Below are 23,463 nucleotides of genomic sequence, written 5' to 3' on the forward strand. Positions count from 1 at the left end.
AGGCGGACCATGAGGACGAGGAGGGCGGCCCTGGTGGCGGGCCGCAGGCATTGTTGGCGGTTCATTCGAGGTTCTCCTGGCGAGGCGCGCAACGGGGCGCGCGAAGGAGAACCTCCCGCGGGTCAGCCGGAGGTGAAGGTCCTTCGCGGCTCGGTGTGCCGCGGATGGTTCATGGCGATGAAGGCCGACCGGCGCATGGCGCGGTCAGGCAGGGGAGGCGCGCAGCGGCGCCAGCGAGGGTCTGGGTCCATGAGGCCTCCGTGAAGATGGGTGGATGAAAGCGCGATGCTTCGTTCGAATGCAACGGTCGGTGCGACGTGCCGGTGGACAGGCGCTACGAACGCCTGCCCTGGCCCGGCACCAGCAGCAGGAAGCAGCGAATGCGCCGCGTGCTCCAGAACGAAGCGGACTTGTCGAGCTCCTGGTCGGCCTCGGGTTGCAGCACGTCGGCCGCGGACCGGCGTGCCGACGCGGCGCGCGGGTCGGCGTCATGCGTGGCGACGTGGCCACGATGCAGGGGCTGGCGATGAAGAACGAGTTGACGCATGACAAGGCTCCTTCGACCCGTGACGGGCGAGAGGACCTCGTGGCATGGACCACGCTGGCTGGCAAAGAGACGCCAGTGACGAAACGGATGTCGGGGGAGGGAGAGCCTGCCAGGGAGGGCAGGCATCACGCCGCGGGCACGTCGGCCGCGGCGCGCAAGAAGCCTGCGCTACGGAGCCGGGTGTGCCGCGCATGCCACGGCACGCGTCTGGTCACTGATCCAACTGGCACTGTCCACGCACGAGGCTCCGAAGTGAAGATGCAGGATTGTTGCACTGCGTCATCGCGAGGGCAACCCGAAATGCGCGTTTCAGCGTTCGATGCAGGGTTTTAAGGCCACGGTGTTGCGATGGCGCCTCGATGCGACACGGGCCCGTGTGGTGGTCAGGCTGCGTTAAGTTGCGCGGTGCCATCATGTCCGGGCAGGACAATGCGGCCATGACCCAGGCTTCCGTCCTCTTCATCTGCACCGGCAACATCTGCCGTTCCCCCACCGCCCACGCCCTGCTCGCCCACAAGGCCCGCGCCGCGCAGCTCGCGCTCGAGGTCGACAGCGCCGCGATCTCCGATGAGGAGCGCGGCAATCCGCCCGACCCGCGCTCGGTGGCCGAGGCGCGGCGGCGCGGCATCGAGATGCCCGCGCATCGCGCGCGGCAGGTGCGGGCCTCGGACTTCGAGCGTTTCGACACCATCGTCGGCATGACCGGCCAGCACTGCGCGGCCTTGCGTCGCCTCGCGCCCGCGGGCACGGCGCACAAGATCCATCTGCTGACCGACTTCGCCGACGGGCTCTCGGGCGACGTGCCCGATCCCTGGTACGGCGACCGGCAGGCCTTCGTCGAGGCCTTCGACCTGATCGAGCGCGGCGTCGACGGCCTGCTCGCGAAGCTGGCGGTCGCGAGATCCTGAGGTCGCAGGAAAGGCGGGCAGCCGAACACAGAAGGCGCGAAGGTCTCGCAGAAGTCGCAGAAGGACATCTGGAGATCGGTTGTTCCTTCTGCAACCTCTGCGCGCTTTGGTCTGCCTTCTGCGTTCGGCTGTCCGTATCCGCAGCCCGTCCGTCTCAGACGTTGTCTTCGATCACCGGCGTCGTGCTGCCGGCATTCACGCGGATCCGCGTGCGCTTGAGCAGCGGGCTCGCGGGCACCTTGCCCGCGTCGAGCGGCTTGACCTTGTTGAAGACGACGGTGAAGGACTGCGCCGTGACCGTCGCGCTCGCATAGCCCTGCGCGTCGTGGTCGGAGAACAGCAGGTCGGGGTTGTTGCCGCGCATGACCTGCTCGAAGGCCGCGGGCGTGGCGGTCAGCGCGGTGAGCGGCGTGCCCTGCGAGCCGGCCTTGATGTAGCTGTAGAACGAGGAACTGCTGACGCCCGCGCAGACGAAGTCGACCAGCACCGGCGTGCCGGCCGCGGGATCGGGCAGGTCGCGGATCAGGCCGCACTGGAAGGCATGCAGGTCGCCCGTGATCGCCACCACGTTGCGGATGTTCTGCGCCTTCAGGTAGCCCATCAGGTCGGCCTTGTGGCTCGGATAGCCGTCCCAGGCGTCGCAGTTGACGACGTAGCGCTGGTTGTAGGGCGGCGGCGCCATCTGCGTCAGGTCCACCCACATGCGGCTCAGCGAGACCTCGTTGCCCCAGACCTTCCAGGTGGCGTTCGAGTTCTTCAGCGTGGTCTTCCACCAGTCGGTCTGCGTCGGGCCGAGGATGCTCGGCGCCCGGCCGAGCTGCTGCGTGCGCATCGCCTCGAGCGCCAGCAGCGTCGTCTGCGGCGCGAAGTAGCGCGAGCCGATCGAGCTGTTGCCATTGACCGGATCGCCGCCCGTCTGCTGCGCGACCAGTGCCTCGGAGATCACGTGGTCGTCGCGGTACAGCCGCTCGTCGGTCATCACCAGGTGCAGCAGCGGGCCGAAGCGGAAGTCGCGGTAGATCTTGATGTTGTCGTAGGCCGGGTTTGCCATGTCGAAGGAGACATCGCCGAAGTCCACCGGCATGTACTCGGCCCAGGCCTGGCTCGCGCCGCGGCGGCGCGCGGTCTGCTGGGTGTTGGCGTTGGTGTAGGTCTGGTGGTCCTGCCAGCAGTCGTCCGAGAACTCGTGGTCGTCCCAGATCGCGATCAGCGGGAACTTCGCATGCACCGCCTGCAGCCGCGCGTCGCCGCGGTAGGTGCGGTAGAGCGTGCGGTAGTCGTCGACCGTGTTGGCGTAGACGCTGCCGTCGGCCAGCGCCACGCCGTTGGGCAGCTGGATCGCCTGGTGCGCGGGCTCGGCCACGCCGGCCTGGAACTTCGCGCCCACGGTCTCGTAGACGTAGTCGCCCACGTGCACCGTGAAGTCGAGGTCGTCCTCGGCCGCGAGCAGGTCGAGCGCGCCCCAGTGGTTGATCAGCCAGTCCTGGCAGGTGAACCAGGCGAAGCGCAGCTGCTGGCGCTGGCTGTCGGCGGCCGGCGCGGTGCGCGTGCGGCCGGTGGCGCTGACGTCGCTGCCCGCGACGAAGCGGAAGAAGTAGCGCGTGTCGGGCGAGAGGCCCGTGACCTTGGCGCGCACGGTGCGGTCGAAGCGGTCCGAGGCCTCGAGCGCGACCTTCGCCACCAGGTTGCCGAAGCCCGAGGTGTCCGACACCTCGAGCCGCAGCGCGATGGCCGCGCTGTCGGCGGCGGTGCCGGTGCGCACGCAGCGGGTCCAGAAGACGATGCTGGTGTCCTTCGGATCGCCCGAGGCCACGCCCTGGCCGAAGGCATAGCGGCCCGCGGGTTCGGGCGCGGGTGGCGGCGGTGCCGGCGCGGGAGCGGGCGGCGGCACGATCGGGAACACGATCCCGTCGCTGCCTCCGCCGCCGCAGGCGCTCAGCACGGGAGGGGTGGCAGCGGCGACCGTGTAGAACAGGCCGCGGCGCAGGAAGGAACGTCTTTCCATGGGGGATTTCTTTTCGCGTGTGGGGTCGATGGCGGGGCGCGCACGAATCTGCGCGAGCGCCATGACACCGCGATGAAAGCCGCCCGCCGCCCCTCGCGGCCCCGGCGCCGCCCTATTCGCAGAGCGCGCGGATCGACGGCGGCACCGGCAGCGCGCGCAGGCTGCCGTCCTCGCGCTTGCCGCCGAAGATGCGCACCTCCTCGCATTCGAGGATCAGGTCGTCGCCGCGCGTCACGCGGTAGGCCTGCACGAAGCTCTTCTCGCGCCACTCGGCGATGCGCACCGCGATCTCTAGCGTGTCGCCGTAGCTCGCGGTCTTGACGAAGCGCGTGTGGGTGTCGACCAGCGGCGTGCCGATCACGCCGAGCGTCTTCGTGGTCTCCTCCCAGCGCGGCACGCCGCACTGGTGGAAGAAGTGGCGCGAGGCCGCGTCGATCCAGCGGAAGAAGTTCGGGAACCAGACGATGCCGGCGGGGTCGCAGTCGCCGAATTCGACGCGGACGGTATGGACGATTTCCTTGGTGCTCATGTGTTCGATTCTGCTTGCTGCCTTCATCCCATGCGCCCGGGCAGCCACAGCGCGATCGCGGGGAACGCGATCAGGATCACCAGCCGCAGGATGTCGGTCGCCACGAAGGGCAGCACGCCCTTGAAGATGGTGGTGAAGCTCACGTCCTTCACCACGCTCTTGATGACGAACACGTTCATGCCCACGGGCGGATGGATCAGCCCGAGCTCCACCGTCATCACGATGATGATGCCGAACCAGATCGGGTCGAAGCCCAGATGCAAGATCACCGGATAGATGATCGGCACCGTGAGGATGATCATCGCCATCGCGTCCATCAGGCAGCCGAGCACCAGGTACATCACCATGATCAGCGCGAGCACGCCGTAGCGGCCCACGCCCAGGCCGGTGAGGAACTCGGTGAGCTTCTGCGGGCTCTGCGTGATTGTGAGGAAGTAGCCGAACAAGAGCGCACCGATCAGCACGGTGAACACCGCCGCCGCCGTGCGCGTGGCCGACAGCAGGGCCTCGCGGATCTTCGCGCGGTCGAGCCGCCCGCGCAGCACGCCGAGGATGAAGGCACCGCTCGCGCCCACGCCGCCGGCCTCGGTGGGCGTGAAGAAGCCGCCGTACAGCCCGCCGATCACGAACAGGAACAGCACGATCGGCGCCCACACGTTCTTGAGCTCGGCCGCGCGCTCGCTCCACGCCCGCGCCTCGCCGCGCGGCAGCCAGCCGGGCTTCACGCGCACGATGACCACGATGGTCAGCACGTACATCAGCATCGCGAGCAGGCCCGGCACGATGCCGGCCATGAACAGCTTGCCGATGTCCTGCTGCGTGAGGATGGCGTAGACCGCGAGCACGGTCGACGGCGGCAGCATCGCGCCCAGCGTGCCGCCCGCGGCGATCACGCCGGTGGCGAAGGACTGCGGGTAGCCGAAGCGCCGCATCTCGGGATAGGCCACCGACGAGAAGGTGGCGGCCGTGGCGACCGAGGAGCCGCAGATCGCCGCGAAGCCGCCGCAGGCCACCACCGTGGCCACGCCGAGGCCGCCGCGCAGGTGGCCGATCATCGAGTTGGCGGCGCGGAACAGCTCGCGGCTCACGCCCGACACCGAGACCAGCGCGCCCATCAGCATGAACATGGGGATCACGCCGAAGGTGTAGTCGGTCACGGTGCGCATCGAGGTCTGGCCCACCAGCTTGAGCGCGGGGCCGGGCCCCACGAGGTAGCTGTAGCCGGTGACGCCGACCAGCCCCATCGCCATGCCCACGGGCACGCGCAGCAGCATCAGCACGAACAGGGCGACGAAGCCCAGCAGGGCGACTGCATCGGTGCTCATTCGCTCACCTTCTCTTCGACGTGCTCGTCGTGCAGCAGCTCGGGATGGAAGATCAGCCGCCAGGTGCGCACCGCGATCAGGATCACGGCCGACACGTCGCCGGCCCAGGCCACGGCATAGAACGGCCAGGTGGGGATGTTCATGTCGTAGGTCAGCACGTTGTCGGTGTAGGTGAGCCGCACCTTGTCGAACAGCATCGCGGTCTGCACCGCCACCACCAGCAGCAGCACCAGCGTGGCGAAGATGTCGATCGCGCGGCGCATGCGCGGGCCGGCCGCCGTCCAGACCAGGTCGACCGTGATGTGGCCGCCGCGGTAGCTGGTGGCCGCGATGCCCCAGAAGATCAGGATCCCGAGCAGCATGCGGCCGAAGTCGTAGGCGTCGGGGATCGAGGTGTCGAAGAACTTGCGCAGCACCACGGCCACGAAGATGTTGAGCGCGACGATCCCCACGAAGATGGCGGCCAGCCATTCGATCGTGTTGATCACGCGGTCCATGGCACTGGCCGGACGCGTGCTCATGGCCGTCACAGCGCCGACTTGTGCTTCGCCAGGCTCGCCTTCAGCGCGTCCATCACGGCCTTCGGATCCTCGCCCGTCTTCTTCACGCTGTCGGACCACTGCACCTCCGACGGCGCGGCCGCCTTGCGCCAGGCATCGAGCTGCTCGGCCGTGAGCTTGTAGACCTCGTGGCCCGATTGCGCGGCGATCTTGCCGCGGCCCGCGAACTCGAAGTCGGCCCAGGGCGCGGCCACCTTCTGCGCCCATTCGCTGGTGCAGTGGTCGTCGATCACCTTCTTCTGGCCGGCCGACATCGCGTCGTACTTGCCCTTGTTCATGACCCAGACGAAGGGCGTGACGTACAGCGGCACGTCCATGTGGTACTTGACCACCTTGTCGATGCCGAACAGGCCGATCGATCCCCAGGGGAAGGTGATGGCATCGGCCACGCCGCGCTCGAGCATGTCGCGCGACTCCGGCGCCGAGGCCTGCACGTTGGTGCCGCCCAGCGAGGTGATGAGCTGGCCCACGGTGCTGGTCGCGGGCCGTACCTTCATGCCCTTCACGTCGGCGGGCAGCACGATCTTCTTGCGCGAATGGAAGGTGCCGGGGTCGTGCACGAAGGCGAAGCAGTACTTCACGTCCTTCATTTCCTTGGCGGCGTAGGCGCGGTACCAGTCGTCGATGGCGGCCGAGCCCTCCTTGCCGTTGGCGAACAGGAAGGGCAGCGAGGCACCGGCCATCACCGGGAAGCGGCCCGGCTGGTAGCCGGGGTTCACGTATGAGAAGTCGGCGATGCCGTCGCGCGCCATGTCGTAGTGGTCGAAGGCCTTGCCCAGTTGCTCCGACGGGAAAAGGATCGCGGTGATCGAGCCGTTCGAGGCCTTCTTGATGTCGTCGGCCCAGGCCTGCAGGGCCGGGTTCAGCGGATGCTGCGCGGGCACCCAGCTCGACAGCTTGATCTGCACCGGCTTGTCCTGCGCGAGCGCGGGGACCATGGCCGAGGCCGCGAGTGCCAGCGTGAGCGCGAGGGCGCCGGGGCGGCGATGGAAGGAAGTCTGCATGGCTTGTCTCTCTTTCGTTCTGCGTGTTGTGGATTCAGTGAGCAAGGGGGATCGGGCAAGGTCTCGAGGTCTGGTTGGGCTCCTTGCGTGTTCAGTCCGCCGCGATGCGGCGTTCGCGGATCAGCGCGCCGAAGCGCTGCGAATCGGCCGCGGCGCGCTGCTGGAACTCGGCCGGCGTGCCGGGCACGGCCTCGCCGCCCAGCGAGGCGATGCGTTCCTTCACGGCCGGCAATGCGAGCGCGCGGTTGATCTGCGCATTGAGCTGCGCCACCACCTCGGGCGGCGTGCCGGCCGGCGCGTAGAAGCCGAACACGGTGTCGGCATCGAAGCCGCGCAGGCCGGCCTCGTCGAGCGTGGGCACGTCGGGGAACAGCGGCGAGCGCTGCGGGCTGCCCACGGCCAAGAGGCGCAGCTTGCCCGCGCGCACCTGCTGCAGGCCGATGCCGGGATCGAAGGCGTAGTCGACCTGGCCCGCCAGCAGGTCCTGCAGCGCGGGCGCGGCGCCGCGGTAGGGCACGTGCAGCGCGAACAGGCCGGCCTGGCTCTTGAACATCTCGCCCGCGAGGTGCGGCGAGCTGCCGCTGCCCGGCGAGGCATATGAGAGCTTGCCCGGGTTGGCCTTGGCATAGGCGATGAAGTCGCGCACGTTGGCCGGCGGCAGCGAGGGCTTGGCGACCAGGAACACCAGCACCCGCGCCGCGGCCGCCACCGGCACCAGGTCCTTTGCCGGGTCGAAGCTCATGCGCGCATAGAGGTGCGGGTTCACCGACACCATGCCGCCCGAGCTCATGAGCAGCGTGTAGCCGTCGGCCGGCGCGCGCGCCACGGCCTCGCCGCCGACGTTGCCGTTGGCGCCGCCGCGGTTCTCGATCACCACCGGCTGCTTGAGCGCCTCCTGCAGCGGCTGCGCGACGGCGCGCGCGATCTGGTCGGCCGCGCCGCCGGGCGGGAAGTTGACGATCACTTTGACCGGCTTGGCGGGCCAGGCGGTGGCGGTGTTGGCCTGCGCCGAGGCACAAGCAAGAGAGGCGAGAGCGGCCGCCAGCAGCAGCCGGCGCCGCCAGGGGAAAGCGTCGAGGGTCATGGTGTGTCTCCTGTTTCTTCTTGGGGGTGCGATGAGGCTCAGGCGGGGCGCGAAGGCGTGGCGGCCGGCGGCCGCTTCATCCAGCGGATGGGCTGCGCCTGCACCGGCCGCGGCGCCGCGCCGTGCTGCGCGAGCGCGGCATCGAGCGCCTTGCCGCCTTCGTCGGCCAGCGCGGCCTCGCGCGCGGCGCCGATGGCCTCGGCGCGCGCCGGCGCGGGCATCGCCGTGCGACCCGCGAGTTCGCCGACCAGGTGCAGCAGCGTGTGCTTGCCGCGCTCGTTGGTGCTGCCGTAGCCCTTGATGAGCCGGCCGCACTGCGCGAGCTCGCGGCCCAGCACCCAGTTCTCGCGCGCGCCGGCTTCCACGGCCGCGAGCCAGCGCTCGATCAGGGCCTGTTCCTCCGCGAAGCGGCTGCCGCGGCGGCGCAGCCAGCGCAGCGAGGCCAGCAGGCGCAGCGAGGCCATGCCCCAGACGGCATGGCTGCCCACCTGCAGCGGCAGTGCCCAGGGTTCGCGGCCGCGTGCCTGGCGCGCGCGGTCCCAGGCCGTCACGCGGCGCGCGAGCGCGGGTGGCAGCAGCGCCGCGAACTCGGCCGCGCCGGGCTTGAAGTGGTCGTAGACCTTCACGATGTCGGCCTCGCCCGCGCGCACTTCGCGGCGCACGCGCTGCGCGCGGCTGGCGCGGCCCTTGAGTGCGGCCACGCGCACGATGTCGTCGAAGGCCATCCACAGCGCGAGCCAGCGCGTGGTCTCGCGCACGATCGCGAAGCCGCGTGCGCCGGCCGGGTCGGCCGCGCGCTCGGCATCGAGCACGCGCGCCAGCCGTTGCGCATAGAGCGCGGCATAGGCCGCGTCCTGGTAGTCGAGCACGCGCGCATGGCCGAGCGCCAGCAGGTCGTGCACGGCCGGCGGAAAGCGCTGCGCCAGCTCGGCGGGCAGCGCACGCGCGGGCGGCGGCGCATCGCGGCCTTCCTCGGCCAGCACGCCGCGCACGAAGGCGGCCTGCGCGCGCGGCGCGCTCACGGCCTCGAAGGCGGCCGCGAAGCCGCGCAGGCTGGCCGCTGCCGCCTTGCCGACCTTGTCGTGCGCGACGCCGCCGCGCACCGCGTGCTCGTAGGCCGCGCGCTCGAACGGGAACAGCCCGCTGCCCGCGATCGCGCCGAGCATCACGGCGCTGACCACGGTGCCGGCCTCGCGCGCCATCGCGCCCATGTCGAGCACATGGTGCTCGCGGCTGAAGGCCTTGACCACGTCGATCAGCCGCTGCGCATCGGCGCGTCCGTCGCCGGGCACCATGCGCTCGGCGGTGGTGAGCACGCGCGCCGACGAGCTGATGACCAGCGTGCGCGGCGGCGCGCTCATGCCGTTGCCGATCTGGCGCGTGGTCTCGAGCAGCTCCGACGACACGATCGCATCGAGCGCGCCCGGCACCGGGCTCAGGCTGAAGACGGGCCGGCGCCCGCCGAGTTGCTCGAGTGGCACCGGGAACACCTCGATGTAGTAGGTGGTGGCGCCGGTGCGCTGCGCCACGCCGGGGATCGAGGTGCTCTGCGCGGCGAAGCCCGCGTGGCGCGCGGTCTCCACCAGCCATTCGGTGAGCACGCCGCCGCCTTCGCCGCCGAGCGCGCAGACGAGCAGCGTGATCGGGCGCTGCGTGGACGCCGGGGAGGAATATCGTTCCATGGCTCGTGTCTCCTCAAGCCGGGCGCAGCGCGCGCACCACCGCGCCGCGCAAGCCATGCAGCAGCCGCTCGTGCCACTTCGGGTTTTGCACCACCTCGGCGCGGTAGAAGCTCGGGCACAGCGTGGCGGCGTGCGCGTTGGCACCGCACAGGCCGCAGCCCACGCAGCCGTCGATCACGGTCGCCACCGGGTCGAGCTTGAGCGGATCGGGGTTGTCCTTCAGCGTGAGCGTGGGGCAGCCCGAGAGCCGGATGCAGGCATGGTCGCCGTTGCACACGTCCTCGTCCACGCCGTACTTCACGCGCACCACGCGCTCGCCGCGCTGCAGCAGGCTCGCGATCCAGGGCTTGATGCGGCGCTGCCGCTCGAGCTGGCACTCGCCCTCGGCGATCACCACCTTGAGGCCGTCGAAGTCGCTGGTCAGCGCCTCGGTCAGGGTACGGCGCATGCGCTCCACGTCGTAGGTGGTCACGGTGCGCATCCATTGCACGCCCAGGCCCTTCAAGGTCGATTCGATGGTCTGGTTCTTGTCGACCAGGCTCTGCTGCTTGTCGACCGCGCGCTCCTTCACCTCGTCGTCGGGCGTGGAGATGATGTCCTGCGTGCCGGTGGCCGAGGTGTAGCCGTTCTTGAAGATCAGGAGCACCGCGTCGTCGCCGTTGAACAGCGCGCTCTGCACGCCGGTCAGCAGGCCGTTGTGCCAGAAGCCGCCGTCGCCCATGATCGACAGCGTGCGCCGGTTCATCATCGGCGACACGCCCGCGCGGCTCGCGAGGCTCATGCCGTAGCCGAGGATCGAGTGGCCCATCGAGAACGGTTCGAAGGTGCCGAAGGCATGGCAGCCGATGTCGGCCGCGATGTGCACCGGGCCCGTGGTCTGCTGCGCGAGCTTGAGGGCCGAGAACACCGGCCGCTCGGGACAGCCCACGCAGAAGCTCGGCGGCCGGTTCGGCAGCGGCACGTCGAGCCGGCGCGCCACCGCCTCGCGGCGCTCGCGGTTGCCGGCCAGCCAGGCCTGGGCCGACAGCGCCGATGCGGCCGTCTCGCCCTCGCCGACGTACTTCGCGACGAAGGCGGCGAGCCCGCCCGAGAGCACTTCCACGCCGTACTCGCCGGCCGAGGGCAGCAGGTCCTTGCCGTGCAGCGGCGTCTGGATGTCGCGGCGGCGCAGCAGCGTGGCGATGTCCTGCTCGATGTACTCGGGCTGGCCTTCCTCCACCACCAGCACCGCGCGTTTGCCGAGGCAGAAGTCGGCCAGCTGCTCGGGCACCAGCGGATAGGTGACGTTGAGCACCAGGATCGGGATCTCGCTCTCGCCGAAGGCATCGGCCAGCCCCTGCTGCTGCAGGCCGCGGATCAGCGCGTTGTACAGGCCGCCCTGCACCACGATGCCGAGTTCGGCATGGCGCCCGCCGGGCATCAGCTCGTTGAGCCCCTGGGCCACGATGTGGCGGCGCGCGGCGGGAATGCGCTCGTCGCCCTTGAGCTTCTCGTGGCGGAAGGTCACGGGCGGATGGGCGAGCCGCATGTAGTCGAAGCCCGCGGGGTCGGTCATGAGCGCGCGCGTCGACACGGCGGGCGCGAGGTTGTCCTTGCACGCGAAGCTGCCGCGCACGTGGCAGGTGCGGATGCGCAGCTCCATCAGGCAGGGCATGTTCGAGGTCTCCGAGAGCTGGAAGCCCTGCTCGACCATGCGCACCATCACGGCCAGGTCGGGCCGCGGGTCGAGCAGGCACATGCTCGACTTGAGCGCATAGGCATGGGTGCGCTCCTGGATCACGCTGGCGCCTTCGCCGTAGTCCTCGCCGACCACGATCAGCACGCCGCCGGTCACTCCGGGCGAGGACAGGTTCGACAGCGCGTCGGCCGCCACGTTGGTGCCGACGATGGATTTCCAGGTCACGGCGCCGCGCAGCGGATAGTGGATCGAGGCGCCGAGCATGGCCGCGGCCGAGGCCTCGTTCGAACAGGCCTCCACGTGCACGCCGAGCTCGTCCATGTAGCCCTTGGCCTGCACCATCACGTCGAGCAGGTGCGACACCGGCGCGCCCTGGTAGCCGCCGACGTAGGCCACGCCCGACTGCAGCAGGCCCTTGGTGATCGCGAGGATGCCCTCGCCGTGAAAGGTGTCGCCCTCGCCGAGGCGCAGCGCCTCGACTTCCTTGCTGAATGAGACTTCCAAAAGAATCGGCTCCGATAAGTTGATGCGTGGGTGATGAAGGAATGCGCGGACGCAGGCGTCCCCGCGCCGGGTGCGGGCCGGCGTTGATCGTTGCTGGAGGGGGCGCTACTTGCCGCCGGGCTTGGGTGGTGCGGTGGGCAATCGCGCCACGTAGTAGGCGAGGGTGTCGAGGTCCTCGGGCGCCATGCGGCCCACGGCCTCGCCCATCGCCTGCGTGTAGCCCGGGCGCTTGCCGCTGCGGAACTCCTGCAGCGTGAGCGCGAGGTATTCCTCGCGCTGGTACGCGATGCGCGGCACCTGCTGCCCGCCACTCAGGTCGGCGCCATGGCAGATCACGCAGCGGTTCTCCTGCGCGAGCGCCTGGCCGCGCGCCATGCGCGCCGCGTCGGACGGCGCGGCGGCGGCGGCCGGGGCCAGCGCGGGCAGCGTCGCGATGAAGTCGGAGAAGCCGCGCAGGTCCTCGTCCTTCATCGTCTTGGCGACCGCGGTCATGGCCTCGTTGGCGCGCCGGCCTTCGCGGAACAGGAACAGCTGCGTGATCGCGTAGAACGAATGCTGGCCCGCGAGCGAGGGCACGCCCTGCATTTCGCTGCGGCCGTCGGCACCGTGGCAGGCGGCGCACAGCGCGGCGTAGCGCTCGGCATAGACCTTCGCGCCCGATGCCGCCGCCGGCGCGGCCTTGGGCTGTGCGCCCCTGGTCGCCTGCGCGAGCGCGGGCAGGGCCAGCGCCCACAGCATCGCCATCGTCACCATCGCCGTGTGCCTCGTCATCCGCGGCGCCTCACTTGCCGCCGTAGCTGATGCGATAGATCGCACCCGCGTGGTCGTCGCTCACCAGCATCGAGCCGTCCTTGAGCACCAGGAAGTCCACCGGCCGGCCCAGGTAGGTGTTGTTCTCGACGAAGCCGGTCATGAAGGGCTCGACCTTCGCGCCGCCCTTGCCGTCGGGCCAGGCCACCGCGATGTCGGCGTACTTGGTGGTGCGGTTCCAGGGGCCGTGGCGCGCGATGAACATCGCGCCGCGGTACTTCGCCGGGAACATCTTTCCTTGATAGAAGGTCATGCCCAGCGCCGCGGCGTGCGGGCCCAGCAGCGCGGCGGGCTTGACGTAGTCGGCGCAGCTCTTGCCCCAGCCGAATTCCGAATCGAGGATGTTGCCCTGGTGGCAGTACGGATAGCCGAAGTGCTGGTCGGCCTTGGTCACCACGTTGAGCTCGTCGTTGGGCAGGTCCTCGGAGAGCCAGTCGCGCCCGTTGTCGGTGAACCAGAGGTTGCCGGTCTTCGGATCGAAGTCGAAGCCCACCGTGTTGCGCACGCCGCGCGCGATGGTCTCGATGCCGCTGCCGTCGAGGTTCATGCGGAAGATGCGCGCATGCGCGTCGTCGGGCTCGCAGAGGTTGCAGGGCGCGCCGACCGCGTAGTAGAGCTTCTCGTCGCGGATGCGCAGGTAGCGCCAGCTGTGGTCCTGGCCGCCGGGCAGCTTGTCGTGGAGCACCACCGGCTGGCCGGGGTTGTCGAGCTTGTCCTCGATGCCGTCGTAGCGCTGGATCTGCTTGTGCGTGGCGAGGTAGAGCGCGCCCTTGTGGAATTCGATGCCGGTGGCGAACTCGGTCTTGTCGACGATGGTCTTCGGCTTGCGGTCGCCCTTCTCGGCGATCGCATAGACCTTGTTGCCGACGAACAGCGTGCTCACGAACACCGTGCCCTTGGCGCCCTGGCGCAGCGAGCGCGCATCGAGCACGCCCGAGGCCCAGGTCTCGACCTTGAAGCCCGGCGGCAGCTTGAACTTCGCAGTGGGCAGCTGGTCGGCCGCGGTCGGGATGGGGAAAGAAGGCACGGGCGCCAGCCGCGTGGCCGCGTCGTTCTTGGGCCGGCCCTTGGCCCAGCCGGGTTCCTCGGTGGGCGGTTGCTGGGCCCAGGCGGCGCCGGCCGCGAGGAGCAGGGAGGTTGCAAGGGTCGCGAGCACCGCTGACATCGAATGCGGGCGCAGTCTGGCCATGTCGTGTCTCCTTCTCGTTGTGGTGGCGCTTTCGTCGGGGGCGGCGAATTCACGCCGGGCGCCAGTGTGCGGAGCTTGCGGCCCGGCTTCAATAAAATAAGCGAGCTAAGCAATATGAACAGCATGCATATTGAAACCATAGACCTCAACCTGCTGCGTCTCTTCGATGCCGTCTACCGCGCGCGCAGCGTGAGCCGTGCCGCCGAGTCGCTGGGCCTGACCCAGCCAGCGGCCAGCCACGGCCTGGGCCGGCTGCGGCTGCTGCTGAAGGACGCGCTGTTCACGCGCGCCCCCGGCGGCGTGGCGCCCACGCCGCGCGCCGAGCGCCTCGCGGCCGCGGTGCAGGCCGCGCTCGCGCTGCTCGAGGAGGCGCTGCACGAGCCCGCGCGCTTCGAGCCGCAGGCCTCGCGCAAGGTCTTTCGTATTCACATGAGCGACATCGGCGAGGGCCGCTTCCTGCCCGCGCTGATGGCGCGGCTCGGCGAGCTCGCGCCCGGCGTGCGCATGGAGACGCTGCCGCTCGCCCCCGGCGAGATCGCGCCCGCGCTCGACAGCGGCCGCGTCGACTTCGCCTTCGGCTTCCTGCCCAAGGTGCGCGACACGCAGCGCCTGCACCTGTTGAAGGACCGCTACATCGTGCTGCTGCGCAAGGGCCATCCGTTCGCGCGCGGCCGGCGCACCAGCCAGGCGCTGATCGAGGCGCTGCAGACCCTCGAGTACGTGGCGGTGCGCACCCATGCCGAAACCCTGCGCATCCTGCAGCTGCTGAACCTCGAGGACCGCGTGCGCCTGACCACCGAGCACTTCATGGTGCTGCCGGCGATCGTGCGCGCCACCGACCTCGCGGTGGTGATGCCGCGCAACATCGCGCGCGGCTTCGCGCAGGAGGGCGGCTACGCGATCGTCGAGCCGGCCTTTCCGCTGCGCGACTTCACGGTGTCGCTGCACTGGAGCAAGCGCTTCGAGGCAGACCCCGCGAACCGCTGGCTGCGGCAGGTGATCGCGGAGCTGTTCGCCGAGCGCGCGGGCCGTGCCGAGCGCTGAGCCGGCTCAGCGAAAGAACGCGCGCAGGTAGTCCGCCGCGGCGTCGGAGATGCCGACGATCTTGTCGGTGGCCTGGCGGTAGAACTTGAAGTTGAGTTCGGTCTCGGGCCGGCCGTCGTTCCAGTCGGCATGGGGCTTGAGTTCGCGCCGCCCGAGCGGCGCCTTCGCGAGCGCGGTGCGCCGCACCGCGATGCTCACGCGCGGCGTCTGCCGCTCGACGTCGGGCACCGGCGGCAGCGCCTCGGCCGCGGTCACGATGCCCATCGCGACCAGGCCGGCGCCGCCCGCGTTCTCGCTCGCGAACACGAACACCGTGTCGCCGGGCGCGATCTGCTTGCCGCCGTACATGGTCTTCTGGGCCGCGAATTCGAAGCGCGTGGCGCGCGGGTCGGCGACCTCGGTCTTGATCGCGTAGCAGGGGCGTGGGGACGGGGCTTGCGGCATCGATGCTAGTTTCCATCAGCCGCGAATACCCCCGCGCCTCAAGGCAGGTTCTCCCTGAAGATCACCACGCTGCGCGTCGTCTCCACCCCGCTGAGCACATCGCGCCCCTCGCGCAGGTTGGTGAAGATGCGCACGCAGCTCATCAGGGTCGCATGCGGGCTCTGCGTGATCACCGCGTCCATGCTGCCGTCGATCAGCAGCGCGCGCGTGTCGGGCGTGAGGCCGTGGCCGATGAAGGCCACCTTCTGGTCGCGCTGCGCTTCCTTGAGCGCGCGCGCCACGCCGTCGGAGGCGCCGCCGATGTTGTAGATGCCCGCGAGCTCGGGATGCTGCTCGAGCAGCGCGCGGGTCTGGCGGTAGTTCTTGTCGGCATCGTCCTGGCCCTCGCGCAGGCCCACCACCTGCAGCGGCTCGAACATCTCGTCGATCACCTGCAGGAAACCGGCCTCGCGCTCCTGGTGCGCGCTGTAGCGCAGGCTGCCCGCGATCAGCGCGACCTTGGCGGCGCGCGCTCCGATGAAGCGGCCGATGAGGTAGCCCGCGGTGCGGCCGGCGGCGCGGTTGTCCAGCCCGATGTAGGCCGCGCGCTGCGAGTTCGCGAGGTCCGAGATCAGCGTCACCACCGGCACGCCGCGCGCGGCCAGCGCGGCCACGGCCTCGCGCACGGCCGGATGCTCGAGCGCCATCATCGCGATGCCGTCGCAGCGCCCGCCCAGGCGCAGCAGCGCGGCGGCCAGCGCCTCGGGGTTGAAGCTCTCGGTGAGCTCGGTGCGGCACACCACGTTGAAAGGCGCCCAGTGCTCCTGCGCGTAGCCGACCATGTCGCCGAGCATGCGGATGAAGCGGTTGGTGCCGCTGGGCAGCAGGAACACCAGCCGCAGCGGCCGCGGCGCCAGTGCCGCGTAGAGGTCGCGCTCGGGCAGGTAGCCGAGCTCGGCGGCGGCCTTGAGCACGCGCTGCACGGTGGCGTCGCGCACGCCGGGGCGCTTGTTGAGCACGCGGTCGACGGTGGCGGTCGATACCTGCGCGGTGCGCGCGATGTCGGCCACGGTGGCGCGCGCCGCGGAGCCATCGGCCGGCTCGGAGGATTTGTTTGAAGGGTTAACCCGCATACATCAAAAACCATCAAACCGTAGTTTGACGGTACAGGGTGAGGCCTATATCTTTGAGGAAATTCAATCAATGATGCATCAATTCGCATCATCCACACAACGGAGACACAGCATGGCACCGGTCACCCGCCGCAGCGCGATTCGCACCCTGTCCGCCCTTCCCGCCATCGCGGCCGTTCCGGCCGCCGGCGTGTTCTCGGCCCTGCCGCGCACGGCCCGCGCGGCGGAGTTCTCGTACAAGTACGGCAACAACCTGCCGCTGAGCCATCCGCTGAACATCCGCGCGCAGGAAGCGGCCGACCGCATCGCCAAGGAGACCAACGGCCGGGTCGAGATCAAGATCTTTCCGAACAACCAGCTCGGCGGCGACACCGACATGCTGGCCCAGGTGCGCTCGGGCGGCATCGAGTTCTTCACGCCCTCGGCGCTGGTGATCGCCACGCTGGTGCCGGTGGCCGCGATCAATGCGGTGGGCTTCGCCTTCGCCGACTACAAGCAGGTCTGGGCTGCGATGGACGGCAAGCTCGGCGCCCATGTGCGCGGCGCGATCGCCAAGTCGCGCCTCTATGCCTTCGAGAAGATGTGGGACAACGGCTTCCGCCAGACCACCAGCAGCAAGGCCGCGGTCGCCACCGCCAAGGACATGGACGGCCTGAAGATCCGCGTGCCCGTGAGCCCGCTGTCGATCTCGATGTTCAAGGGCCTGGGCGCCGCGCCCGCGAGCCTGCAGTTCAGCGAGGTCTACTCGGCGCTGCAGACGAAGATCGTCGACGCGCAGGAGAATCCGCTGCCGATCATCCAGGTCGCCAAGCTGTTCGAGGTGCAGAAGTTCTGCTCGCTCACCAACCACATCTGGGACGGCTACTGGTTCATCGCCAACGGCCGCGCCTGGGACGCGCTGCCCGCCGACCTCAAGACCGTCGTCGCGCGCGCCATCAACGAGGCCGGCCTGCAGCAGCGCGAGGACATCCGCAAGCTCAACGAGTCGGTGGTGGGCGACCTGCAGGCCAAGGGCCTGACCATCAACCGCCCGGCGGCCGACAGCTTCCGCGCCAAGCTGCGCGACTCGGGCTTCTACGGCGAGTGGAAGGGCCGCTTCGGCCCCGAGGCCTGGGCGCTGCTCGAAGAGGCCGTGGGCAAGCTGGCCTGAGCGTCACCCATGTCCTCGCACGTGCTTCCCGCCGACGCGCTCGCCCCCGGTGGCGCCGCCGCGGCCCATCCGAACGCGCTGGCGCCGCTGGCCGGCCGCCTCGACCGCTGGCTCGGCGGCACGGTGGAATCGCTGGCCGCGCTGCTGGTGCTGGCCGAGATCGTGGTGCTGTTCGCGGGCGTCACGGCGCGCTATGCCTTCCATGCGCCGCTGGTGTGGTCCGACGAGCTGGCCTCGATCCTGTTCCTGTGGCTGTCGATGCTCGGCGCCGTGGTGGCGCTGCGCCGCGGCGAGCACATGCGCATGACCGCCTTCGTGGCGCGGCTGCGGCCCGACACGCGCGCGCTGTTCGACACCTTCGCCATCACGGCCTCGGTGGCCTTCCTGGCGCTGGTGGCCTGGCCGGCCATCGACTACGCGCACGAGGAGTCCTTCGTCGTCACGCCCGCGCTCGAGATCAGCAATGCCTGGCGCGCCTCGGCCATCCCCGCGGGCATCGCGCTGATGGGGGTGGTGGCGCTGCTGCGGCTGCTGCGCGTGTGCACCTTGCGGCAGATCGCCGTGGCCGCGCTCGGCACCGTGGCGCTGGTGGCCGCCTTCTGGCTCGCGGGGCCGGTGCTGGCGCCGCTGGGCAAGCTCAACCTGCTGATCTTCTTCGTCGGCGTGGTGGCCTTCACCGTGTTCGCCGGCGTGCCGATCGCCTTCTCGTTCGCGCTCGCCACCTTCGGCTACCTGGCACTGACCACGCGCACGCCGATGCTGGTGATGGTGGGGCGGCTCGACGAGGGCATGTCGCACCTGATCCTGCTGGCGGTGCCGCTGTTCATCTTCCTCGGCGCGCTGATCGAGATGACCGGCATGGCGCGCGCCATGATCCAGTTCCTCGCGAGCCTGCTGGGCCATGTGCGCGGCGGCCTGTCGTACGTGCTGATCGGCGCCATGTACCTGATCTCGGGCATTTCGGGCTCGAAGATCGCCGACATGGCGGCCATCGCGCCGGTGCTGTTCCCCGAGATGACCCAGCGCGGCGCCAAGCCCGGCGACCTGGTGGCGCTGCTGTCGGCCACCGGCGCGCAGACCGAGACCATCCCGCCCTCGATCGTGCTGATCACCATCGGCTCGGTCACCGGCATCTCGATCGCGGCGCTGTTCACCGGCGGCCTGATGCCCGCGGTGGTGCTCGGCGCCATGCTCTGCGTGGTGGTCTGGTGGCGCTACCGCCGCGAGGACCTGAGCCAGGTGAAGCGCCACGGCGCGCGCGAGATCGGCAAGCTGCTGGGGGTGGCGCTGCCCGCGGTGCTGCTGCCCTTCGTGATCCGCGCCGCGGTGGTCGAGGGCGTGGCCACGGCCACCGAGGTCTCGACCATCGGCATCGTGTATTCGGCGCTGGTCGGCCTGCTCATCTATCGCCAGTTCGACTGGCGCCGGCTGCGCCCGATGCTGGTCGAGACCGCCTCGCTCTCGGGCGCCATCATCTTCATCGTCGGCTGCGCCACGGCCATGGCCTGGGGGCTCACGCAGTCGGGCTTCTCGCAGGACCTCGCGAAGCTCATGGCCGGCATTCCGGGCGGCGCCTATGGCTTCCTCGCGGTCTCGATCGTGGCCTTCATCGTGCTGGGCAGCGTGCTCGAGGGCATTCCGGCCATCGTGCTGTTCGGGCCGCTCTTGTTCCCGATCGCCAAGGCGGCCGGCGTGCACGAGGTGCACTACGCCATGGTCGTGATCTTCGCGATGGGCATCGGCCTGTTCGCGCCGCCCTTCGGCGTCGGCTACTACGGCGCCTGCGCCGTCAGCAAGGTCGATCCCGACGAGGGCATCCGCCACATCTGGGGCTACATGGCCGCGCTGCTCGCGGGGCTGGTGCTGGTCGCCGCGATCCCGTGGTTCTCCACCGGTTTTCTCAAAGTCTGACAACAACACGCACAACGGAGCGCGCAAGAAAATGAGTCGATTCCTCGGCGAGATCCGCCAACTGGGCTATGTGGTGCCCGACATCGAGGCCGCCATGGACTACTGGAGCCGCGAGCTCGGCGTCGGTCCCTGGTTCTACAACCCCAAGGTGCCGATCCGCAACTACCGCTACAACGGCGAGGCGCACGAGCCGCACAACTCGGTGGCGCTGGCCAACTCGGGCTATGTGCAGGTCGAGCTGATCCAGACCCGCAACGACGTGCCCTCGATGTACCGCGACTTCCTGCGCGCGGGCCGCACCGGCCTGCAGCACGTGGCCTACTGGACCGCCGACTACGACGCCGACCTCGCGCGTCTCACGGCGCAGGGCTTCAAGCCGGTGATGAGCGGCGAGGTGGGCGAGCGCGGCCGCTTCATCTACTTCGACACCGAATACCACCCGGGCACCGTGATCGAGCTGTCGGAAGTGGCCGGCCCGAAGGGAAAGATGTTCGACCTGATCCGCGCGGCCTCCGAAGGCTGGGACGGCAGCGAGCCGGTGCGGCCCTTCCCCGACCTGTCGAAGCTCTGATGACGATGGCGCAGGCAGAACAGCGCATCCGCGCGCGCTACCGCATCGAGACGCCGCTCGAGCCGGCCGCGGTGGCCGAGGTGATGGCGGGCGAGCAGTCGTGCGGCACCTTCACGCGCGTCGAAGGCGAGACCGACGACCTGCGCGCGCGGGCGCGCGCCACCGTCGAGGCCATCGCCGAACTCGAGCCGGCCGCGGCACCCAGCCTGCCCAATGCGCTGCTCGAGCGCCAGGGCCGGCGCGGGCCGTGGCGGCGCGCGCTGGTCGACATCTCCTTTCCCGTCGCCAACATCGGCGCCAACCTGCCGACGCTGGCGGCCACGGTCGCGGGCAACCTCTACGACCTCGGCGAGGTCACGGGGCTGCGGCTCGAATCGCTGCAGCTGCCTGCGGCCTACCGCGCGCGGTTCGAGCGGCCGAGCCACGGCGTGGCCGGCACCCGCCGCGCCACCGGCGTGGAAACCGGCGCGCTGGTGGGCACCATCATCAAGCCCAATGTCGGCTTCTCGGCCGCGCAGACCGCCGAGCTGGTGGCGCGGCTGTGCGCCGCCGGCGTGGACTTCATCAAGGACGACGAGGTCTCGGCCGATCCGCTGCATGCGCCGCTGGCCGAGCGCGTGCCGGCCGTGATGGCGGTGGTGCGCGATCATGCGCAGCGCACCGGCAAACAGGTGATGGTGGCCTTCAACATCACCGACGAGACCGACGCCATGAAGCGCCATGCCGACCTGGTCGAGCGCGAGGGCGGCAGCTGCGTGATGGCCAGCCTCAACTGGTGCGGCCATTCGGGCATCCAGACCCTGCGGCGCCACACGCCGCTGGCGCTGCACGGCCACCGCAACGGCTACGGCGCGCTGTCGCGCCATCCGCTGCTGGGCATCTCGTTCCAGGCCTACCAGGCGCTGTGGCGGCTGGCCGGCGTCGACCACATGCATGTGCACGGGCTGCAGGGCAAGTTTTCGCAGCCCGACGAGGAAGTGATCGAGTCGGCGCGCGATTGCCTGGCGCCGCTGGCGGCAGGCGAGGGCGCCTGGGACGACCGCGTGATGCCCGCCTTCTCCTCGGGCCAGTGGGCCGGCACCGTGGCGCCGACCTGGGCCGCGGTCGGCAGCGACGACCTGCTGTTCATGTCGGGCGGCGGCATCCTGGCCCATCCGGGCGGCGCGGCCGCGGGCGTGGCGAGCATCCGCCAGGCCTGGGCCGCGGCGCGCGCGGGCGTGCCGGTGGCCGAGGCCGCGCGCGAGGCGCCGGAACTGGCGCAGGCGCTGGCCTTCTTCGGCGCCCAATGAGCACGCCGGTGCCGCTCGCCTACTACGGCGACGACTTCACCGGCGCCACCGACACGCTCGCCACCGCGGCGCGTGCCGGGCTGCGCGCCTTGCTGTTCCTGCGCGTGCCCGACGAGCCGCTGCTCGCGCGCGCCGGTCCGCTCGACTGCCTGGGCATCGCGGGCGCGGCGCGCTCGATGGCGCCGGACGCGATGCGCGCGGAACTCGCGCCGGTCGCGCGGCTGATGGCCGGGCTCGGCGCGCGCGTGCTGCACTACAAGACCTGCTCCACCTTCGACAGCGCGCCCGGCGTCGGCAACATCGCCGTCGCCATCGAGGCGCTGCGCCCTGCCGCCGGCCAGCCCTGGACCGCGATCGTCGGCGGCCAGCCGAACCTCGAGCGCTACTGCCTGTTCGGCCACCTGTTCGCCGCGGCCGGCAGCGGCGGCACGGTGCACCGCATCGACCGCCACCCGACCATGAGCCGCCATCCGGTCACGCCGATGCGCGAGTCGGACCTGCGGCTGCATCTACAGGCGCAGGGCCTGGGCGAGACCGCGCTGCTGCCATACCCACGGCATGCGGCCACGGGCGAGGCGCTGGCCGCCGTGCTGGGCGAGCAGCCCGAGGCCGTGCTGTTCGATGTCGCGCGGCCCGAGGACCTCGAGGCCATCGGCGCGGCGCTGTGGCCGCTCGCCACCGCCGAAGCGCCGCTGCTGGCCGTCGGCCCGAGCAGCGTGGTGCAGGCCTTCGCGCCGCGGCTGGCGGATGCGCCCGCGGCGCCGGCCGCCGTGGCGCCCGCGCGCGGCCCGGTGTTCGTGCTGGCCGGCAGCCTCTCGCCGGTCACGGCGCGGCAGGTGGCGGCCGCGCGGTCCTTCGAGACCGTCTGGCTCGACGCGGCGCGGCTGGTCGACCCCCATTCCGATCACCTGGCGCAGTCCGCGCGCGAGCTGGCCGACCGGCTCTCGACCGGAGCCCATGTGCTGGCCTGCACCGCCACCGAGGCGGCGCGCGCCGGCCATACCCGCGTGCCCGCGCGCGCGCTGGCCGAGGCCGGCGGCGAACTGCTGGCGCGCGTGCTCGCGGCCGTGCCGCTGTCGCGCGTGGGCGTGGCCGGCGGCGACACCTCCAGCCTCGCCGTGGGCGCGCTCGACGCCTGGGGCCTGTCCTACCTCGCGCAGCTCGCGCCCGGCACCGCGCTGTGCCGGCTGCACAGCGAGGCGCCGGGGCTCGACGGGGTCGAGATCATGCTCAAGGGCGGGCAGATGGGGTCGCAGGACGTGTTCGAACGGCTGGTGCACGGCACCGGCGGCTGAACGGGGGCGAAGCCGCGGGCGTCGCAGGGTTGATCGGCATGCCCCCGAGCTGTTGTACAACCCGGAGATCAGCCCAGATCGCCGCCCGCGCGAGGAACACCGAATGACCGCCATCGAAGCACGCCTGCTCCAACGCTTGAAGCAACTGCCGCCCAGCCGGGTGGCCGAGGTCGTGGATTTCGTCGAGTTCCTGGCGGCGCGCGAGGAGCGCGCGGCGGCGGCCGCGCGGCTGAAAGAAGCCATGGCCGGAATCGACGACCTGGGCCTGGCGCCGTTCTCCGAGGACGAGATCGAGGCAGAAGTGCAGGCGGTTCGCGCCGCGCATCCCAAGAACCGTTGATCCGTCCGCCATGCGGATCCTTCTCGATACGAACCTGCTCGTCTCGGCCGTCATTTCCGCCGGGCTTCCGCGCCAGTTGCTGGACGGGGCCCTTGCAGGCGATTTCGAGCTGTGCACGAGCGAGATCCTGCTGGCCGAGCTGCTCGGCGTGCTGGAGCGCCCCAAGTTCGCCGAGCGGCTGGCCCGTGCCAACGTGAATCCGCGCCATCTGGTCGAGAACCTGCGCGGCCTGTCGGTCGTGGTCGTGCCAGCCAAGGTACCGCGCGTGGTACCCACCGATCCGGACGATGACCATGTGGTGGCGGCCGCGGTGGCCGGCGCCGTCGACCTCATCGTGTCGGGCGACCGGCGCGACCTGCTGCCGCTGGGCAGCCATGCGGGCATCCCCATCGTCGACGCGCGCGAAGCGGTGGAACGCCTGGCGCGGCGCGGCTCGCCACCGCGCTGACCGGCACCGGTCAGGTGGCGCCCGCGCCTCCATG

The 23,463-nt window shown here is 70.5% G+C and carries 22 protein-coding genes; 9 read left to right on the forward strand and 13 right to left on the reverse strand.

Annotated features, from left to right (window positions below; genetic code table 11):
• Window positions 1-334: 334 nt before the first annotated feature.
• Window positions 335-547 carry a hypothetical protein gene (locus ACODT0_RS37075; protein WP_057596539.1) on the reverse strand — a complete coding sequence of 71 codons (213 nt, stop codon included), beginning with the start codon at window positions 545-547 and terminating at the stop codon, window positions 335-337.
• A 437-nt stretch (window positions 548-984) separates the two neighbouring features.
• Here ACODT0_RS37075 and ACODT0_RS37080 point away from each other — a divergent pair, with 437 nt between their 5' ends.
• Window positions 985-1,455, forward strand: coding sequence for a low molecular weight protein-tyrosine-phosphatase (locus ACODT0_RS37080; RefSeq protein WP_489043601.1), 471 nt, complete (start codon window positions 985-987; stop codon window positions 1,453-1,455).
• A 154-nt stretch (window positions 1,456-1,609) separates the two neighbouring features.
• On the opposite strand, the gene ACODT0_RS37085 is transcribed toward ACODT0_RS37080, so the two are convergent.
• From ACODT0_RS37085 to ACODT0_RS37130, 10 genes are all read right to left on the reverse strand, one after another.
• Complete coding sequence (locus ACODT0_RS37085) at window positions 1,610-3,460, reverse strand: alkaline phosphatase D family protein (protein WP_489043602.1); 1,851 nt, start codon at window positions 3,458-3,460, stop codon at window positions 1,610-1,612.
• A gap of 112 nt (window positions 3,461-3,572) precedes the next feature.
• On the reverse strand, window positions 3,573-3,989 hold the full coding sequence (locus ACODT0_RS37090; protein ID WP_296725161.1) for an acyl-CoA thioesterase: 417 nt from the start codon (window positions 3,987-3,989) through the stop codon (window positions 3,573-3,575).
• 23 nt (window positions 3,990-4,012) lie between these two features.
• Entirely contained in the window at window positions 4,013-5,314 is a 1,302-nt protein-coding gene (locus tag ACODT0_RS37095) for a TRAP transporter large permease (RefSeq protein WP_422096162.1), read from the reverse strand.
• Window positions 5,311-5,835 carry a TRAP transporter small permease gene (locus tag ACODT0_RS37100; RefSeq protein ID WP_261210800.1) on the reverse strand — a complete coding sequence of 175 codons (525 nt, stop codon included), beginning with the start codon at window positions 5,833-5,835 and terminating at the stop codon, window positions 5,311-5,313. Before ACODT0_RS37100 ends, ACODT0_RS37095 begins: the two co-directional genes overlap by 4 nt.
• Window positions 5,836-5,840: 5 nt before the next feature.
• Entirely contained in the window at window positions 5,841-6,878 is a 1,038-nt protein-coding gene (locus ACODT0_RS37105) for a TRAP transporter substrate-binding protein (protein ID WP_489043603.1), read from the reverse strand.
• Window positions 6,879-6,969: 91 nt separating this feature from the next.
• Window positions 6,970-7,962, reverse strand: a complete 993-nt coding sequence (locus ACODT0_RS37110; protein WP_057592019.1) for a Bug family tripartite tricarboxylate transporter substrate binding protein — start codon at window positions 7,960-7,962, stop codon at window positions 6,970-6,972.
• Window positions 7,963-8,000: 38 nt separating this feature from the next.
• Complete coding sequence (locus tag ACODT0_RS37115; protein ID WP_489043604.1) at window positions 8,001-9,644, reverse strand: indolepyruvate oxidoreductase subunit beta family protein; 1,644 nt, start codon at window positions 9,642-9,644, stop codon at window positions 8,001-8,003.
• Window positions 9,645-9,657: 13 nt separating this feature from the next.
• Window positions 9,658-11,826 (reverse strand): thiamine pyrophosphate-dependent enzyme, encoded by a 2,169-nt coding sequence (locus ACODT0_RS37120; protein ID WP_489043605.1) that lies wholly within the window; start codon window positions 11,824-11,826, stop codon window positions 9,658-9,660.
• Between the two features lie 105 nt (window positions 11,827-11,931).
• On the reverse strand, window positions 11,932-12,597 hold the full coding sequence (locus ACODT0_RS37125) for a c-type cytochrome (RefSeq protein ID WP_489043606.1): 666 nt from the start codon (window positions 12,595-12,597) through the stop codon (window positions 11,932-11,934).
• Window positions 12,598-12,607: 10 nt separating this feature from the next.
• The gene (locus ACODT0_RS37130) at window positions 12,608-13,825 is read right to left on the reverse strand and encodes a PQQ-dependent sugar dehydrogenase (RefSeq protein ID WP_489043607.1); all 1,218 of its coding nucleotides are present in this window, start codon (window positions 13,823-13,825) and stop codon (window positions 12,608-12,610) included.
• A gap of 114 nt (window positions 13,826-13,939) precedes the next feature.
• On the opposite strand from ACODT0_RS37130, the gene ACODT0_RS37135 reads away from it, so the two are divergent.
• Window positions 13,940-14,869: a LysR family transcriptional regulator gene (locus ACODT0_RS37135; protein ID WP_296725192.1), complete on the forward strand. Its 930-nt coding sequence runs from the start codon at window positions 13,940-13,942 to the stop codon at window positions 14,867-14,869.
• Between the two features lie 6 nt (window positions 14,870-14,875).
• Here the strand turns inward: ACODT0_RS37135 and ACODT0_RS37140 are convergent, their stop codons facing one another.
• Both ACODT0_RS37140 and ACODT0_RS37145 read right to left on the reverse strand, forming a co-directional pair.
• Window positions 14,876-15,313, reverse strand: coding sequence for a hypothetical protein (locus tag ACODT0_RS37140; RefSeq protein ID WP_296725193.1), 438 nt, complete (start codon window positions 15,311-15,313; stop codon window positions 14,876-14,878).
• Window positions 15,314-15,351: 38 nt separating this feature from the next.
• Window positions 15,352-16,425: a LacI family DNA-binding transcriptional regulator gene (locus ACODT0_RS37145; protein WP_489043608.1), complete on the reverse strand. Its 1,074-nt coding sequence runs from the start codon at window positions 16,423-16,425 to the stop codon at window positions 15,352-15,354.
• 112 nt (window positions 16,426-16,537) lie between these two features.
• On the opposite strand from ACODT0_RS37145, the gene ACODT0_RS37150 reads away from it, so the two are divergent.
• The 7 genes from ACODT0_RS37150 (at window position 16,538) to ACODT0_RS37180 (ending at window position 23,429) form a co-directional block, all read left to right on the forward strand.
• Window positions 16,538-17,575, forward strand: a complete 1,038-nt coding sequence (locus tag ACODT0_RS37150; RefSeq protein WP_203202321.1) for a TRAP transporter substrate-binding protein — start codon at window positions 16,538-16,540, stop codon at window positions 17,573-17,575.
• A 9-nt stretch (window positions 17,576-17,584) separates the two neighbouring features.
• Window positions 17,585-19,486 (forward strand): TRAP transporter large permease, encoded by a 1,902-nt coding sequence (locus tag ACODT0_RS37155; protein ID WP_208510006.1) that lies wholly within the window; start codon window positions 17,585-17,587, stop codon window positions 19,484-19,486.
• Between the two features lie 31 nt (window positions 19,487-19,517).
• Entirely contained in the window at window positions 19,518-20,057 is a 540-nt protein-coding gene (locus tag ACODT0_RS37160; RefSeq protein WP_057592011.1) for a VOC family protein, read from the forward strand.
• Window positions 20,058-20,062: 5 nt separating this feature from the next.
• Window positions 20,063-21,346 carry a ribulose-bisphosphate carboxylase large subunit family protein gene (locus ACODT0_RS37165; protein ID WP_489043609.1) on the forward strand — a complete coding sequence of 428 codons (1,284 nt, stop codon included), beginning with the start codon at window positions 20,063-20,065 and terminating at the stop codon, window positions 21,344-21,346.
• Window positions 21,343-22,641: a four-carbon acid sugar kinase family protein gene (locus tag ACODT0_RS37170; protein ID WP_489043610.1), complete on the forward strand. Its 1,299-nt coding sequence runs from the start codon at window positions 21,343-21,345 to the stop codon at window positions 22,639-22,641. Before ACODT0_RS37165 ends, ACODT0_RS37170 begins: the two co-directional genes overlap by 4 nt.
• Before the next feature lie 103 nt (window positions 22,642-22,744).
• Window positions 22,745-22,981 (forward strand): DUF2281 domain-containing protein, encoded by a 237-nt coding sequence (locus ACODT0_RS37175; protein WP_057592008.1) that lies wholly within the window; start codon window positions 22,745-22,747, stop codon window positions 22,979-22,981.
• A 10-nt stretch (window positions 22,982-22,991) separates the two neighbouring features.
• Window positions 22,992-23,429: a putative toxin-antitoxin system toxin component, PIN family gene (locus ACODT0_RS37180; RefSeq protein ID WP_422096173.1), complete on the forward strand. Its 438-nt coding sequence runs from the start codon at window positions 22,992-22,994 to the stop codon at window positions 23,427-23,429.
• The last annotated feature ends 34 nt before the right edge of the window (window positions 23,430-23,463 follow it).

The sequence above is a fragment of the Variovorax sp. FG153 genome, assembly GCF_057809595.1.